Annotated in this window: 15 protein-coding genes; 6 read left to right on the top strand and 9 right to left on the bottom strand. The window is 50.0% G+C overall.

Going from position 1 to position 14976, the window contains the following annotated elements:
* Nucleotide 1: 1 nt before the first annotated feature.
* On the bottom strand, nt 2–679 hold the full coding sequence (locus MESINF_RS06710) for a hypothetical protein (protein ID WP_169699106.1): 678 nt from the start codon (nt 677–679) through the stop codon (nt 2–4).
* A 193-nt stretch (nt 680–872) separates the two neighbouring features.
* Between MESINF_RS06710 and MESINF_RS06705 the strand changes: the two genes are divergently transcribed.
* Nucleotides 873–1964: an RNA-guided endonuclease InsQ/TnpB family protein gene (locus MESINF_RS06705; RefSeq protein WP_169699105.1), complete on the top strand. Its 1092-nt coding sequence runs from the start codon at nt 873–875 to the stop codon at nt 1962–1964.
* On the opposite strand, the gene MESINF_RS06700 is transcribed toward MESINF_RS06705, so the two are convergent.
* Nucleotides 1947–2834 carry a DUF4382 domain-containing protein gene (locus MESINF_RS06700; RefSeq protein WP_169699104.1) on the bottom strand — a complete coding sequence of 296 codons (888 nt, stop codon included), beginning with the start codon at nt 2832–2834 and terminating at the stop codon, nt 1947–1949. The two genes, MESINF_RS06705 and MESINF_RS06700, sit on opposite strands and share 18 nt — an antisense overlap.
* A 205-nt stretch (nt 2835–3039) precedes the next feature.
* On the opposite strand from MESINF_RS06700, the gene MESINF_RS06695 reads away from it, so the two are divergent.
* The 3 genes from MESINF_RS06695 to MESINF_RS06685 are packed head-to-tail and all read left to right on the top strand — an operon-like array spanning nt 3040 to nt 6149.
* Entirely contained in the window at nt 3040–4029 is a 990-nt protein-coding gene (locus tag MESINF_RS06695; protein ID WP_169699103.1) for an acyl-CoA dehydratase activase-related protein, read from the top strand.
* On the top strand, nt 4026–5117 hold the full coding sequence (locus MESINF_RS06690; RefSeq protein ID WP_169699102.1) for a 2-hydroxyacyl-CoA dehydratase: 1092 nt from the start codon (nt 4026–4028) through the stop codon (nt 5115–5117). The genes MESINF_RS06695 and MESINF_RS06690 overlap by 4 nt, the downstream gene beginning before the upstream one ends.
* 21 nt (nt 5118–5138) lie before the next feature.
* Nucleotides 5139–6149 (top strand): acyl-CoA dehydratase activase, encoded by a 1011-nt coding sequence (locus MESINF_RS06685; RefSeq protein WP_169699101.1) that lies wholly within the window; start codon nt 5139–5141, stop codon nt 6147–6149.
* 211 nt (nt 6150–6360) lie between these two features.
* Here MESINF_RS06685 and MESINF_RS06680 read toward each other — a convergent pair whose 3' ends face one another.
* Entirely contained in the window at nt 6361–6846 is a 486-nt protein-coding gene (locus MESINF_RS06680) for a prepilin-type N-terminal cleavage/methylation domain-containing protein (protein ID WP_169699100.1), read from the bottom strand.
* 135 nt (nt 6847–6981) lie between these two features.
* Nucleotides 6982–7479 carry a type II secretion system protein gene (locus MESINF_RS06675; protein WP_231936648.1) on the bottom strand — a complete coding sequence of 166 codons (498 nt, stop codon included), beginning with the start codon at nt 7477–7479 and terminating at the stop codon, nt 6982–6984.
* A gap of 966 nt (nt 7480–8445) precedes the next feature.
* Here MESINF_RS06675 and MESINF_RS06670 point away from each other — a divergent pair.
* Nucleotides 8446–9117 (top strand): class I SAM-dependent methyltransferase, encoded by a 672-nt coding sequence (locus MESINF_RS06670; RefSeq protein ID WP_169699098.1) that lies wholly within the window; start codon nt 8446–8448, stop codon nt 9115–9117.
* A gap of 74 nt (nt 9118–9191) precedes the next feature.
* Here the strand turns inward: MESINF_RS06670 and MESINF_RS06665 are convergent, their stop codons facing one another.
* From MESINF_RS06665 to aglA, 5 genes are read right to left on the bottom strand one after another with little or no spacing between them, the layout of a single operon-like run.
* Entirely contained in the window at nt 9192–9680 is a 489-nt protein-coding gene (locus MESINF_RS06665) for a flavodoxin family protein (RefSeq protein ID WP_169699097.1), read from the bottom strand.
* A complete protein-coding gene (gene iadA, locus MESINF_RS06660) occupies nt 9655–10812 on the bottom strand; it encodes a beta-aspartyl-peptidase (protein WP_169699096.1) in 1158 nt (385 codons plus the stop codon). Before iadA ends, MESINF_RS06665 begins: the two co-directional genes overlap by 26 nt.
* 25 nt (nt 10813–10837) lie before the next feature.
* Nucleotides 10838–11812, bottom strand: a complete 975-nt coding sequence (locus MESINF_RS06655) for a DUF5700 domain-containing putative Zn-dependent protease (protein ID WP_169699095.1) — start codon at nt 11810–11812, stop codon at nt 10838–10840.
* Between the two features lie 60 nt (nt 11813–11872).
* Entirely contained in the window at nt 11873–12451 is a 579-nt protein-coding gene (locus MESINF_RS06650; RefSeq protein WP_231936647.1) for a DNA-3-methyladenine glycosylase I, read from the bottom strand.
* Nucleotides 12452–12470: 19 nt separating this feature from the next.
* Nucleotides 12471–13877 carry an alpha-glucosidase AglA gene (aglA, locus tag MESINF_RS06645; protein ID WP_169699093.1) on the bottom strand — a complete coding sequence of 469 codons (1407 nt, stop codon included), beginning with the start codon at nt 13875–13877 and terminating at the stop codon, nt 12471–12473.
* Between the two features lie 262 nt (nt 13878–14139).
* Here aglA and MESINF_RS06640 point away from each other — a divergent pair, with 262 nt between their 5' ends.
* Complete coding sequence (locus tag MESINF_RS06640) at nt 14140–14967, top strand: sugar phosphate isomerase/epimerase family protein (protein WP_169699092.1); 828 nt, start codon at nt 14140–14142, stop codon at nt 14965–14967.
* Nucleotides 14968–14976 lie beyond the last annotated feature (9 nt).

Below are 14976 nucleotides of genomic sequence, written 5' to 3'. Positions count from 1 at the left end.
TCTATTTCTTCCCGTTTCCCTTGCCGGGAGTGTCGTCGGATTTGCCAGGATCGTCCGGTCGGCCGGGTTCTTCCGGTTTACCCGGCTGGTCTGACTGACCGGGTTCCTCGGGATGGCCGGGTTTCTCGGCCATCGCTTTCTCTTTCTCTTTCTTGATCTTCTCAGAAACGGCGTTCAGAGCGCTTCGCGTATCAGAGACGCTGACGGTTGAAGCGAAGGCTGCGCCGAGAGTGTAGGCGCTGGATTCGGTTATAACGTGCCAGAAAGGGCCGCTCTCTCTGGCTTCCAGATAAAGTCCAAGAATTCCCTCTCTGGTCTGAAGAGAAACCAGCGAAAAGGCGTCTATGAGCGAGAGCTTCACGTTCACTCCCGCCAGCGGTGTCTCAAACTTTTCGCTCGTAGCTATCTCCAGATCAGGGGTCAGCCTGAAAGAGTTTCTATCGGTTATCACGATAAGCGTCCCTTCAGAAGGGAGATAGTACAGGGCGCGAACGTTCCCTCCGGCCTTTTTTACAGCCAGGTCGATCAGTTCAAGATCGAGAAAGCGAAACGGCTCTCCGCCTTCGAGCAACTGGTTTAGCAACTCCTGCTCGGCCTCCAGCAGGGTCGTCTGTCCGGGGACGGAGATCGAAAGGAAAATCAGCACCGAAACGGCCAGTGCCCTTATAACTCTCCTCATAGAAATGGCGTCAGGAGACACAGGGCTTCAGCCCGGTGAGGAATGACGCCTTCACCTACCTTTCGTTGTTATTTTTGTATATATGTGTTACAACAACTATGAGGTGATATATATCAAGAAATTAGTGCAGAGCGTACGTTGCAAACTACAAGTTGAATATAACAGTGATGTTTACAATGCACTTAAGGACACCGTGCACAAGTTTGCCGATGCCTGCAACTACACTCTCGATATCGCCTACATAAAAGGTATACATAATCAATTCAAAATACACCACGAGTCTTACAAGGAGATAAGGGACAGATTTGGCTTGACTGCCAATTTAGCAGTTAGAGCCATCGCTCGTGTTGCCCAGGCTATGAAGTCTACAAGGAAGAAGAAATCGTGTCCACGCCATTTTAAGGCAACATCTGTAGATTATGACCAGCGTATATTTTCACTCGATGTAAACTCCTGGACAGTTTCTTTGTCCACAATAAATGGCAGACTGCATATACCATTAGCAATAGGTAATTATCAGCGCCACTTGCTTTTGGACCAGAAACCTACGTTCGCTACACTATACTTCAACAAGAGGAACAAAACGTTTTATCTGGATATATCCATCAAAAACGATGTGCCTGATCCCGACGATTTAGCCAACAGTGATTCTAAAATTGTTGGTGTAGATAGAGGCATATATAATATCGTGGCTACTACCAACAACATAAAAATATCTGGAAAAGAAATACAGCATACAAGGCGGCGCTTCAAACATCTTAGAGCAAGACTGCAAGCCAAAGGCACAAAGAGTGCTAAACGTGCTCTGCAACGGCTATCTGGCAAAGAGCAAAGATGGATGAAGTATGTGAATCACTGTATTTCTAAACTGTTGGTAAATAGTTTGAACCCTGGAGATACTCTAGTATTTGAAGATTTGGCCAATATACGTGAACGTATAAAAAGTTATCGCAAACAGACCAATTTTCAAATATCCAACTGGGCATTTTACCAACTAGAGCAGTTTGTCGAGTACAAAGCGTTGGCGAAAGGTGTAAAGGTGGTGTACATAGATCCCAAATATACCTCTCAGCGTTGTTCTATTTGCGGACATATTTCAAAGACCAATAGAGACAAACATAGTTTCCGTTGCGAACAATGTGGACACGTTGCCAATGCTGATACTAATGCCGCTTACAATATTCGTAGTGCACACCTAGCGATTACGAATGGGCTTTCGTCAACAAGCCCTAAAGTAGCCAGTTCCTTGAGCTACAAGCTCCCGGCTTTAGCCGGGGGTAGTTGACTCAAGAACTATTGTACCAAGAGAGAGATCCCTATCGACAACAACCACGGGTTCGGGATAAGTGTAAAGTGGCGCACTGGTATCGACATCGAAACCCTCATCGGTGTAATTGTCAAAGAACTTGAGCGTATAACTTCCGGGAGCGACCTTGCAGAAGCGGAACTCTCCCTTTTCCCACTTCGGCGTATCCGTGTGTGTGAAGGTGAGGAGCGTATCACCGATTTCTTCCGGCACGAGTGCGACCAGAAGCGGCGAGGCCTCACCGGTCGGAGTCGCGATACCGGTCACATCGTAAAGACTTCCGTGGCGGATATGTATCACAGGCGTCATGTGCACTTTATCCTCGTGGCCCTCCTTTCCGCCCTTCGCCTCTTCCCATTTGCCGTTTATCTTGAGGGATCTTGAGAGGTCGAAATCCAGCACCAGAAAGGTGTCCTCGTCCTTGCTCAGATCTATGCCCAGATTGTTGATCTTGAGTGAACCGGAATTGACCGTGACGGGGAAGACTTTGCCGTTGGCGGTTAGAGTAGCCTCGCTTATTTCCATCCTCAGCTGGTTGTATATACCGCTTGCCTCGAACACGCCCAGGTCTATCTCCTCGCCGATAAGGGTCATGATATCCACAGTTATGGCTTCATCGAGAACGATCAGCGGGGTCTGTTCTGTGAGCGTGGCACCGTCGGCGCCGTACAGCACCATGCTCTCGATGGTAACCTCCAGCTTTTCAATATCCTCCAGGGGAATGACGGCGTCGGTCAGCGACACCCTGACCGTGCCGTTTTCATCGGGTTTCGGAACGGGAAAGTTGAAACAACCGCTGACCAGAAAGATCGTTAGAACTACCAGCAGGAAAAAACTGTTTCTCTTCATCGCAGACACCTCCAGTTTCGTGATTTGAAAGTTCACAAATCGAGCATAGCGGGTACGCAATTAAAGGGAAATTAAAGAGGTCAAAGCTTTAACACTAAAAGCGGTACAAAAGATGAGTATAATGCTATATTTGGTATGATCGGATAAACTGTCCAGTTCGGGATGTCGGATTGTTCGTGGACGGGATGGGCGAGGCAGAAAGCAGATGAAAATAGGTATTCCTAACGCTTTGCTTTATTACTATTACGGTCCATTCTGGACGGAGTTCTTCAAAGAACTCGGTGCGGAAGTGGTGGTTTCGCACAGTACAGACAAGAAAACCGTCGATATGGGGATAGGGGTCTCGGTACCGGAGATCTGCGTCCCCATAAAGATATTCAACGGTCACGTTCTCCAGTTACTCAAAAGCGGGGTCGATTATGTCTTCATACCCCGCATGGCCTCGGTGGAAAAGGGCAAGTATTTCTGCCCCAAGTTCATGGGACTGCCAGACATGGCCAGGCACAGCATTCCAGGGGTAGCCGGAAAGCTTCTGACCATGGACGTTCAATCCAGGTCGGAGAATATATTCTCCCCGAAGATGTATTACTCCATAGCCGAAAAGCTGGCCGTCTCGGATAAGCGAATCGAGCTGGCCTGCAGGAAGGGCGCAGAGGTCTGGCGGAAGTTCAGAAAGCTCGGCCTGGGCGGCAGGACGATCGCCGAAGCCTTCGAGGGACTCAAGAATCCCAACAGGATAAAAGAACCCGTGAAGATAGACGGGCCGAAGATAGGTCTTCTGGGATACGTTTACGACGTTTACGACGAGTTCGTCAGCATGAATGTGACCGAGAGGCTGAGACAGCTCGGAATCAACGTGCTGACTTTCGAGATGCTTTCCAATAGAGAGCTTAAGAGATATATAAAGAAGATGAAGAAAAGTCTCTTCTGGACCTTCAGCGATAAATTGCTTGGAGGAGCATACAAGATGTTCAGGGAGAGATCGGTCGACGGGGTGATACACGTCACGGCCTTCGGCTGCGGCCCCGACGCCTTCCTGGGCAAGCTCCTCGAGCTGGAGTCGGAGGATTCGGGGATTCCCTTCATGACGGTGAGGATAGACGAGCACACGGGCGAGAACCACCTCCAGACGAGGGTCGAGGCCTTCGTGGACATGCTAAAGAGAAAGACCGTTCCGGTGGGTGATGCGGTATGAAGTACTCCTTTCCCTACCTGGGAAACGTGCTTGTTTACAAAAAGCTCCTGGAGATGCTGGGCTACGAAGTTGTAGTCCCTCCCAGACCGACGCAGAAGACGATAGACCTGGGGACGAAAAACAGTCCCGAGTTCGCCTGTTTCCCCTACAAGATGTTGATGGGCAACTACATAGAGGCCTGCGAGCAGGGGGCGGGAATAATAGTAACCAGCGGAGGGCACGGGCCGTGCAGGGCCGGTTTCTACGGCGAACTCCACGAGAGAACGCTCAGGCATATGGGCTACGATGTCGAGCTGATAATCTTCGACTCGATCAAGCGCGACCTGCGCGGCGACGTATCGAAGTTCTTCAGGCTGAAAGGCAAGAACTCTCTACGAAAGGTCATCTCGACCGGCAGGGTCATACTGCGGATGCTGAAAGATCTCGACGAATTCGACAAGAAGATACACACCATGATTCCTTACGAGACGGTGCATGGCTCGTGTCTCAAAGCCTTCGAGGAGATCAGGAGTTCCTACGACAGATGCTGGACCATGAAAGAGACGGAGACGGCCTACGAAGAGGCGAAAGAGCTGCTCGCTTCCATAAAGCTTGAAGAAGTTGACGAAAGGGATAAAATACGTATAGGAGTGGTCGGCGAGATCTTCGTCGTCATAGAGTCGAGCATAAATATGGATATAGAGAACACACTCTGCAGTCTCGGCTGTGAGGCCGAAAGATCACAGTATATAGGCGAATGGGTCGATCACAACTTTTTCGGCAAGGGCAGGGAGAAGGAAATCCTCAAGATGGGCGAGGATTACATAAAGATAATAATCGGTGGCCACGCCAAGCAGAACGTCGGCCACATCGTGGATTACAGCAAGCGGGGCTTCGATGGAGTGGTTCACCTGATGCCTTTCGCGTGTCTGCCTGAACTGGTTTCCCAGAGTATCATACCGAGGATCTCGGAAGATTACGGCATCCCGGTCCTGACCCTGGCGATAGACGAGCAGAGCGGCAAGGCCAACAGCATGACGAGAATAGAGGCCTTCGTTGACCTGATCAAAAACAGCAAGCGGAAGAAAATGGCCGCAAAAACCGCGTAGTATCTACGGGTGGGTGGAGATATGAAGATATTTGTCGGAGTGGATGTAGGATCTGTAAGTACGAACGTCGTGGCCCTTGACGGGAGCGAAAACATACTCTTCAAGTACTACATAAGGACCAACGGCCAGCCGATGGACGTCGTCAAGTTCGCGATGTCCAGGCTGAGAGAAGAGCTGGGAGAGCCCCTCGTGCTGGGTGTGGGGACAACCGGCAGCGGCAGACAGCTGGCAGGGGTTCTGCTGGGGGCCGATATAGTCAAAAACGAGATCACCGCGCACGGCGTGGCCGCCTCAAGAGAAATCCCGCACGTTAGAACGATCTTCGAGATCGGCGGACAGGACTCCAAGATAATACTCATAAAAGACGGAATGGTCGTGGATTTCGCCATGAACACCGTCTGCGCCGCCGGTACCGGCTCTTTCCTCGACCATCAGGCCGAGAGGCTCGGCATACCGATCGAGAACTTCGGAGACCTTGCGCTGAAGGCCGAGAACGAGGTCAGGATAGCCGGGAGGTGCACCGTCTTCGCCGAATCCGACATGATCGCCAAACAACAGTACGGCTTTTCGAAGCCAGACATAATCTGGGGCCTCTGCAGGGCGCTGGTTAGAAACTACATAAACAACCTCGGAAGGGGAAAGAAGCTCGAACCCCCGTTCGTCTTCCAGGGAGGCGTCGCGGCCAACAAGGGGATCAAAAAAGCCTTCGAAGAGGCGATGGGATGCGAGGTGATAGTTCCGGCCAACTACGATGTCATGGGCGCGATCGGTGCGGCCATACTTGCCAGAGAAGAGGTCGAGAGAACCGGGCGGGAAAGCACCTTCAGGGGCTTCGACTACCTCAACACAGACTTCAGACCCTCGAGCTTCATCTGCAACGGCTGCTCAAACAATTGCGAAGTGATAAACGCAAAAGCCGACGGCAAAGTCGTGGCAGTCTGGGGCGACAGATGCGGCAAATGGCAGGAGCAATTACGCAGCACCACCAGGGGCTCGAATGGGAAAAAGGACTCGAAAGTCACCGTCAAGTGATTCTAAAGATCTGCCGGATTATCTTAAAGGCGGTACTTGGGAGAATCAGATGAAGCGAGCTTCGAGAGGGCGAAAAATTAGCTTCTATCTTTCGTGCATAAAATCTCATTGGCAAGCGAAGCTCTTATATTCTCGATGGATTGAATTGAATACGGCAACTGGTAAAACATAAAAAAGCCCTCCGAAGAGGGCTTTGGTTTATTGGAGGTTATCAATAGACGGTGAAAGTTATCTGATAATATATACTATCTGTTGATGTATAAGAAGCACTTCCAAGAGTAGTCGAGTATGTTCCGTCTGGTTTAGTTGCTGAATTAGTTGCTAATGGAAGAATATCATCCACTACATTTATGTCAGCATCTGCACCTATATAATATATAACTGCTGTAAAACTACCACCTGTTTGAGCATAAGCTACACTATACTTTGTATCGTCTATATCTCTACCAAGCTGATCAATTGTAACAGCGCTGGTTCCACCAGGACCTGCAATCAGTCCATCGGATGTTATTCCATTTACGTAAGCTGCATTCTCTAAAGCACTTGCCAATGTTTTAATATTCTGTGCTACCTGTGTCGCCTTGGATTTCTTGATTGCATTCAACGCCACCGGTGTGATTGTCGCTATCAATGCGGCCATAACCGCGAGAACGATCAAAAGCTCAACCAGCGAGAATCCCTTTTTTCTGTTTTTCATAATATACTATCCCTCCTGTTTGTTGGTTTATCCATCTGAACAGTTATATGCAAGGGTGTGCCAACAAACTGGAAGCACCAAACGGCCCTCGATTTGAGGGCCTTGTGATTCAATAAAAATTTATCGATTATGCCATCAATAGACGGAAAATGTCAGAGTATAGAATATTCCTTCCTTGGTATTAGGTAATGATTTAGACCCAAGTTGGTTGTTTCCAGCAATACTATCAAATTCATTAGGTTTGGTATCTGTAGCATTAGGCATTGTTTGATTGACTAGTTTTGCATCGACATCTGTACCTTTATAGAAGATCAAAACCTCGAATTCTCCTGGTTTATTAGATGTTCCAGTATACCAGACACCATACTTTTCAGGATCAATATCCCTTCCAAGATCAGATAATACTATTGGTGTTGTTGTACCAGCTTTAAGAACGTGGTTATCGTTTACTCCATTCACATAAGCTGCATTTTCAATTGCACTCGCAAGTGTCTTCAAGTTCTGTGCTACCTGTGTTGCCTTGGATTTCTTGATGGCATTCAACGCCACGGGTGTGATTGTTGCGATAAGTGCTGCCATCACGGCGAGTACGATCAACAGTTCAACCAGAGAGAACCCTTTTTTTCTACTCATCATTACGCCTCCTAATCTAAGCTGACATATATATAGCATTATCGTGTCAGTATGTAACATAGCACTCTATAATCGATCTAATGTTACGATATAGATCTTAATATACATTTATTAGACAATATGTCCGATGTATTCTTAATTCCAGCGCATTGCGATTCGCGAAGTTGTTCTGGTTTGCTATCGTACGACCGATTGCATTAATCGAACAAAGGGAAAGTGGTTTCCAGTGAAGCTCGAAAAGTGTGAAATTGATTTCCGCAGTAGAGCAGGAAGAACCGTCCTTAGAAGGAGCGAAGGGTGGAAGAGCATAGAAGCCGTTCTCCGTTCACCGTCCTCCGAGAAGAGCAAAACAGCATGAGAAGAGCGGTTCCGACGCTGCGCGTCAAGGTTCTCGGTTAAAGATTCGAGAAGAGAAGAGAGAGGAGAGAACGGGAAGAGCGGAAGAGCGGGGTCCCATATATAAAGAGCGAGATCCCGTATAGGAGAACATGGGATGACAGGATGGGGGCGGTTAACGGGATGATGGCCCCTTCGGGTCATCCTGACATGCTCCTAGTCAGGATCCCGGTCTTCGCGAGGCGAGAAGAGCGGGATTTTGATCTTCTTACCTCTGACCTCATTCCTCTTACCTCTGCTTAGAGACGAACGAGAAGAACGAGATCCCGTATAGGAGCACTACGGGATGACAGCTCCCTCACATCATGCCGGACTCCGATCCGGCATCTCCGTCCTTCGAAAGAGCGGGAAGAACGAGATCCCGTATAAGAGCATTACGGGATGACAGTACGGGAGCATTATGATCCACAACGCACAACCCACACGAGCAACAGTTCTCACAGGGAGGAGGGTGTACACTTATAAAGAGACTGGAGACGACAGGTCAGATTAAAAGCTCGGATCTTATCGCTCTGTCATACCTCTGACCATGGACCTCTGACCACTGTTTTATGAACACAGGAGGAGGAGATGAACGATTTTTGCAAGATCTGCGGCTCGCCCACTGCAGAGATGCTCCACAGGAAGTTCCGGTTGAAATACTACTACTGTCACGAGTGCGGATTCATCTCGAAGGATGAGAATTCGTTGATTACACGGGAAAAAGAGCTTGAGATATACAGCAGGCACAACAACAGTATAGACGATCCGCGTTATGTGGCTTATTTCAAGAGATTCATAGAGGAAGCGGTGATTCCTTTCTGCAGGGGAAAGAGAGGTCTTGATTACGGCAGCGGCCCTTCTCCCGTGCTGGCCACGATTCTGGAGAGGGACTACGGCTTTTCGATGGATATTTACGATCTCTTCTTCTCGCCTGACAGGATTTACGAGGGGAAGACCTACGCCATGATAACCTCGACGGAAGTGATCGAACACCTCCAGAATCCACTCGAGCATTTCGAAATCTTCAAAAAGTGCATGGGGGAAGGAAGTGTTCTATCGATAATGACTCTCTTCCACCCCGAAAGCGAGGAGGAGTTCCTGAACTGGTACTATATGAGGGATATGAGTCATATCTCTTTCTATACTCCCCAAACGATGAGGGTCATTGGAGAAAAGACCGGTCTGGAGGTTATCTACACTGATAATCTGCGCTATACGACATACGTACAGAAAAGAAATACGACCCGGTTTAGTCTTTGATCCGCCGGAGTTATTCGCCGGACATTCTTGAGCTTCTCACTCCGGTGGTTTTCGCGTTGTTGCCCGCTGGCGCGTCAGGTGAGGCTGTCGGTTGTTTTTGCCAGTTCTTCGCCCGATTTCAGCAGCTCCGCTTCCACTTCTTTGTAGTTCTTTCCAAGCTGTACGCCCTTGAAGGTCTTGGTTCCGACCACCTGTCCGCCCAGCTTTTTCACCTTACTGGAGAAGCGCGCCATGGCCTTTTCGTTGGTTTCGCCGGCTCCAACACCTACAAGAAAGAGTTTTTTGCCGCCGATGCCGGCTTTTTTTATGAACGTGTTCATCTGGGCCGAGGGATGCCAGGCGTAGATGGGCGTCAGCAGGACCAGGAAATCGACGTTTTTTATGTCCGGCAGTGGCTCTTTGAGAGCCGTCCCCAGGCCGAGTATCGATGCGAAAGCGGGAGCGAATTTTCTTTTTTCTCTGTCTTCCAGTTTGAAGAGTTTGAAGCCCGATTTTTCGGAAAAGCTCTTTGCGATAACTTCCGTTGATCCGGTGAAACTATAATACACAGCCGTTCCGGTCATATAATGAACCTCCCTCTTTCAGGAATCTTCCCTTCGAGAAGACACCCTTTATTTCAAGTTCGTCGTTCAGGATAAGGAAATTGGCCTTTTTGCCTTCCTTTATGAATCCCAGACCGGACGAGTCGAGTTTGTAGAAACGCGAGGGGTTAGATGTGAAGGGCATTAGGGCGCGGTGAATTTCGAGTCCGTGCTCTTTCACGAGACTCACAAAGGTTTTTCTGAGCGTATCGACTGGACCGGATCTTATACCGATCAGATTCTTCTGCTCATCAAAGAGGGGCATTGAGCCGAGCCCGTCCGAGGAGACACAGAACCTTTCAAAGTTGTAGCCGCGAGATTGTAGATCGGCCAGGGTATGGGCAGTCCGGTTTTCGTCGGCGGTGAAGTCTATGTAGCCGTCACGCTCCTTCACCCAGTTCAGACCTTCGGCCAGTAATCTTTCGGTGCGGTCTATGTGGGTCGGGATGATTTGCTTCGGATTAAGTGTCCCGTCGTCGGTGGCCTCCATTAGCGGCTTCAACCCGGCCCGGGCGTCGCCCATGTGGAGAACCGTCACCCCGGATTTGCCCGAAAGCATCCCGGCGACCCTGGCGTCCATGGCCATTCGCTGGAGCTCTGCAGCGGTCATATTGCTGCTTCTGTGATCGGAAACGGCCACCTCTCCCACACCGATTATCTCGGGCACCAGAACTATATCCTTCATCAAGTCGCCGGTGAGAGTTTTGAGCGGGTACCTGTAAGAGCCCGTGAGCATGAAGGCGTTGATTCCTTCGTTGTTGAAGTCGCGCACTTTGGCCAGTAACGAGGCGTGGTCCCTGGTGATGCCGTCGGTGCCGAGCATACCGACCACCGTGGTCGTTCCGACATCTATGAACTGCCCGGCAAAACCTTCGGAAGTTCTGGTGGAGAAGCCGCCCTCGCCACCGCCCCCTATGAGATGTGTGTGACCATCGACAAAGCCCGGTACGGCTATCATGCCGGTCCCATCGACGAGTCTTCCTCCCATTGAAAGTATATCGCTCGAGGGTATGTTTTCGAAGATCTTCAGTATCTCTTCGCCTCCGACGAGCATATCCATTTTCCCGATCGGCCCGGGTGAGTAAACGCTTATATTTTTAATGAGCAAAAGCATCGGATTCACCTCCGGCGATAGATAATTATGGACGGGCCTTGAGAAGCTTTTCCAGGTTGTCGAAAGTTTCGTCTTCGAGAAGGTAGTAGTTCTTCTTCAGAGCCACTTTCTGGTAAGCTTTCAAGAAGGCCACGGTGTCGCCGACGGTTTTCACGAGGTTTTCCTTTCCAAACTCGTTCTCTATCTCGATTGCCATTTTCATGCCGATGGGCGCAAGGCTGCCCGTTGTGAACCAGCTCCGGGACATGAGAGCGCGGGCCTCCCTTTCGGTGATGACTCCCCCGGCGAGGTTCAAAAAGACCTCCTGGAGGAGCTCGAGATGTTTCTCGAACTCGGCCATGATTTTGGCTCTGGTCAGGGCTATCCTTTTCAAGGAGGGGATTTTCGAAGCGTCGTTGACGAGATTGGCGATCCCCTCCGTCTCGAGACACATGAACCTGTAAGCAAGCATTTCGAGAGGTTTATCGCCAAATTCCAGACGCTCCGAAGTGACGGAGTTTCTGCCTATATGGTGCGCTTCGTGGGCCATAACTCCGGTGATGGCGTCCAGCCCGATGTCCATGGCGAAGATCGGGTCGAAATAGACGCCAAGATTATCGGCGTTGGCGTTGTAGGGCATCGGCACGAAGTAAACGTTCAGCTTCTCGAAGGAGGCCGAAGGCGGCAGATATTCCCGGGCCATTTTTATGGCTTCTTCTCTTATAGAGGCCTCGCGCTTGCCCATCAGGCCGAAGAAGAGTCTGAGTTCCTCTTCACGCTTTCTTATGTTTTCTATATATGCTATAAGCTCAGTGCAGTCCTTCGAAAGTCCGCTGTGATCTTCCTCTCCCGAAAGGGCCGCGGCCAGGCATCTTTTGGCCTCTTCTTCCGGCACCTGAAACTGGCCGAACATATGCCTCAGGGGTGAGTTCATGATGAAACTCAACCTCTTCTCGAGAGAGGAGGGCGTATCGACGAGTTCTATAAGATCAAGTATCGGCTCTATGTGCAACCATTCCATACTATCGCCTCACAACCTTTTTTCAGATTATACCATTCTTCCAATCCGCAACGGTCTTCTTCAAAGCATTTTAGATATCTCCGCGTGCCTGAAGCAGGATACGAGGTGGTCGTTGACCAGCCCGGTGGCCTGCATGTGAGCGTAAACTATTGTCGGACCCAGGAAGGAAAAGCCCCGCTTCTTGAGGTCTTTAGAGATCTCCACGGCCTTTTCCGTGACCGCCGGGACCTCGTTCTGCCCCGTCCAGTAATTTGTCACTGGCTTTCCACCCGTGAAGCTCCAGATGTAGCTATCGAAGCTTCCAAACTCTTCCCGGACCTTCAAAAAGGCCGCCGAGTTGTTTATGGCGGCCGTTATCTTGCGGCGGTTTCTGACTATTCCAGGGTCATTCATAAGCCTTTCGATATCTCTTTCTCCGTACCTTGATACAGCCTCCGGGTCGAAATCGGCGAAGGCCCGGCGATAGTTCTCGCGCTTTCTGAGAATCGTTATCCAGCTCAGGCCAGCCTGCGCGCTCTCGAGAATCATAAACTCGAAGAGTTTTATATCGTCGTGAACCGGAACGCCCCACTCGTTATCGTGATAGTCGATATATAGAGGGCCTCCATAAGCCCATGGACAGCGAGTTTTTTCCTCCAAACCGATCGTTTCCATCGTTTCACCAGGCTCCGAAGATCTCCTCGACCACGCCTCTCGCCTGCTCGTAAGAGGTAGTTCTGGGATCCCTCATTAAGATCTCGACTATTAAACCGGGATCTTTTTTCATGAAGGCCTCTAGCGCCCACTCCATGCGCATTATCCTCGGTCTGAGATACCAGTCGATCACCCTGTCTGGCAGACGTGGAGCCACATCCTCGATATGGATGCCCTGACTATCGACGACGGCCGTGACCTCTACGGCGACATCGTCGTCGATTCCACTTATCGTACCTTCGTTAAGAGTGTTGACCACGAATCTTGAGGCGTTGTTGTTCACTATGGCGTCTATAAATGGTATGTGCTGCTCGCCGCTCATTTGGGAGGGATCGTAGAGCTTCATCGCCTCGCCTGTGAAGTCACCCGAGAGGCTCTTCGCACCCTCGGTCACGAGCATCTCGAGGCTAGCCTGTGGATAGTAGGCAATAGCCTGGGCCAGTCCCATCGTGGCCTGTGTGATCTGACCTAGCTGATCTTTGTACCATTGCCAGCCCGGTTCCGAATCGGGACTGCCCCATGGGCTTCCGTACCATCTCTCGAGTGTCTCCTGATCGTAGTGGTACTTCCAGCTGCTGTTCCTTACCGTATCGCCGATTGGCATGATACCGTAGAAGCCGTACATCTCCAACGAGGCCGGTGACATCTGTATTTTGAAGGGACTGACCGGCCTGAAAGGCTCCGCACCCTTTTCGGCGATGTATCTGTCTAGGATAGGATAGGCGTCTCTTCCTTCGTACCTGAACCTGTTCATCCATATCCCGTGGTTCACACCGGCGACCTGCCAGTCTATCTTCTCTCTCTCAAGACCGAGAGTCTCTGCCACTTCGAAGACGTCGTAATGACCATGGCAGAAGCCTATCATCTTTATCTTGCTATTGCGTCTAATCAGAGTGGTACCTTCGAAGACCGGGTTGGCAGCCTGAAGAAGCCATGCGTCGGGGCTGAGCTCTTCCATCGTTCGGGCGATCTGGAGGAAGTATGAGAGCTGGTTCCAGTTGGTCAGAGTGTAATAGTCCGAGACCATATTGAACTCCTGACTGTCTATACCCCTGAAATAACCATGCTTCTCACCGATCGCCCTCATTCTGTCGAGAAAGGCGTGCCCGCCTACCAGCGCGGTGTTGATCACGAAGTCGCTTCCCTTTATAGCCTCTTGAAGGTCGGTCGTGCTTTTGAAGGTTAATTCGGTTTTCATCTCCGAGGCGAATTTTGTAGCGAGGATCTGTACCGCCTTCAGCCGGTTCTCATCGATATCCATGAGAGTCACTTCGCTCCCGTGGAGACCGCGGGTTTTACACAGGTCGCTCACCAGCCTGAGCGAGAAGACAGCGCTGCCGGCGCCGATAATGCTTATCTTTACTCTTGACAAGATGATCCCTCCCAGGAAAATATTCGAAACAATAATAACATCTGATCATAGATAAGAGAAACCGTGTGTATAGAAGAGCAAAAAAAGCAGTAAGGGGGATGTTCATTCCGACGCGTGCGTCCAGGTTCTTACGTTCGATATTTTCCTGGTGCGTTTCTTTTTTTGAGGTCTCGTGTGATATCCTATTGCTGAAGTGATAGCTTCATTATTGCCGAAATACTTATTAGCTTTGCAGCAATAGCTTCAATATGGAGATGAGACGATGGATTTTCTTTTAAGTTCCAACGTACTGATAGATTTTCCTTTGAAGGACGCGCTCGAAATCTTCGCGCAGAAGAAGGTCGATGGCGTTGAGATCTGGGTCGAGCATCTGTGGAAGGAGAGATCCTCGCTGGAAGATTTGCGCGGCTTCATGGATTCTATGGGGCTGAAGCGTACGCTTCACGCTCCCACCAGAGACGTCAACATCACCTCCTCCAACCCCGGGATAAAGGCCGAGTCGGTCAGGCAGACGCTCGAAGCTCTCGAGATAGCTTACCGGCTAGGCATAGAAGTCGTAACGGTTCACCCGGGACATATGTCCTCTTCCAAGGACAGCCCGGAGGATTTCTTCGAGGAACAGACGCAGGCTCTTTTCAGGATCGGTAAAAAGGCAAAAGAGCTGGGAATTAAAGTCGGGGTGGAAGTTATGGAAAGGAAACCGGGCGAACTGGTGATAGCTCCGGAGGATCTTAACGCTCTTCTCGACATCGTCAATCTCGACTCACTGGGAACGACTTTCGATATAGCCCACGCCGCAACCCACTACAAAGGCTCCATTGAGCCCGCTCAATTGAACGTGAGTATCGTTGATTATATGAAGAGGCTTAAAAAGATCTACAACGTACACGTGAGCAACTCCAGTCTGGAGAAAGTTCACCTTCCCCTCTCCAGAGGAGCATACGATTTTCTGCCTGTGCTGAAGGAACTATCGCAATTTTATAGGGGCACCGTATCGATCGAAGGCTTCGTACCGGGAGATGGAATGAGGGTACTGGAAGAGAACATGAACGTCATCCACCGGTGGAAAGAGGCGCTTTCCAATTTATGAGGTGATTTT

It is taken from the genome of Mesotoga infera (assembly GCF_900157305.1).
GTDB lineage: Bacteria > Thermotogota > Thermotogae > Petrotogales > Kosmotogaceae > Mesotoga > Mesotoga infera.
This window is presented reverse-complemented; position numbering and strand designations above follow the sequence as displayed.

Bases quoted from the DNA above. Each gene is read 5' to 3' on its own strand.
- MESINF_RS06710 (WP_169699106.1), bottom strand. From the start codon at position 679: ATGAGGAGAGTTATAAGGGCACTGGCCGTTTCGGTGCTGATTTTCCTT.
- MESINF_RS06680 (WP_169699100.1), bottom strand. From the start codon at position 6,846: ATGAAAAACAGAAAAAAGGGATTCTCGCTGGTTGAGCTTTTGATCGTT.
- MESINF_RS06675 (WP_231936648.1), bottom strand. From the start codon at position 7,479: ATGAGTAGAAAAAAAGGGTTCTCTCTGGTTGAACTGTTGATCGTACTC.
- MESINF_RS06665 (WP_169699097.1), bottom strand. From the start codon at position 9,680: ATGACCGGAACGGCTGTGTATTATAGTTTCACCGGATCAACGGAAGTT.
- MESINF_RS06655 (WP_169699095.1), bottom strand. From the start codon at position 11,812: ATGGAATGGTTGCACATAGAGCCGATACTTGATCTTATAGAACTCGTC.
- iadA (WP_169699096.1), bottom strand. From the start codon at position 10,812: ATGCTTTTGCTCATTAAAAATATAAGCGTTTACTCACCCGGGCCGATC.
- MESINF_RS06640 (WP_169699092.1), top strand. From the start codon at position 14,140: ATGGATTTTCTTTTAAGTTCCAACGTACTGATAGATTTTCCTTTGAAG.
- MESINF_RS06670 (WP_169699098.1), top strand. From the start codon at position 8,446: ATGAACGATTTTTGCAAGATCTGCGGCTCGCCCACTGCAGAGATGCTC.
- MESINF_RS06700 (WP_169699104.1), bottom strand. From the start codon at position 2,834: ATGAAGAGAAACAGTTTTTTCCTGCTGGTAGTTCTAACGATCTTTCTG.
- MESINF_RS06690 (WP_169699102.1), top strand. From the start codon at position 4,026: ATGAAGTACTCCTTTCCCTACCTGGGAAACGTGCTTGTTTACAAAAAG.
- MESINF_RS06695 (WP_169699103.1), top strand. From the start codon at position 3,040: ATGAAAATAGGTATTCCTAACGCTTTGCTTTATTACTATTACGGTCCA.
- MESINF_RS06685 (WP_169699101.1), top strand. From the start codon at position 5,139: ATGAAGATATTTGTCGGAGTGGATGTAGGATCTGTAAGTACGAACGTC.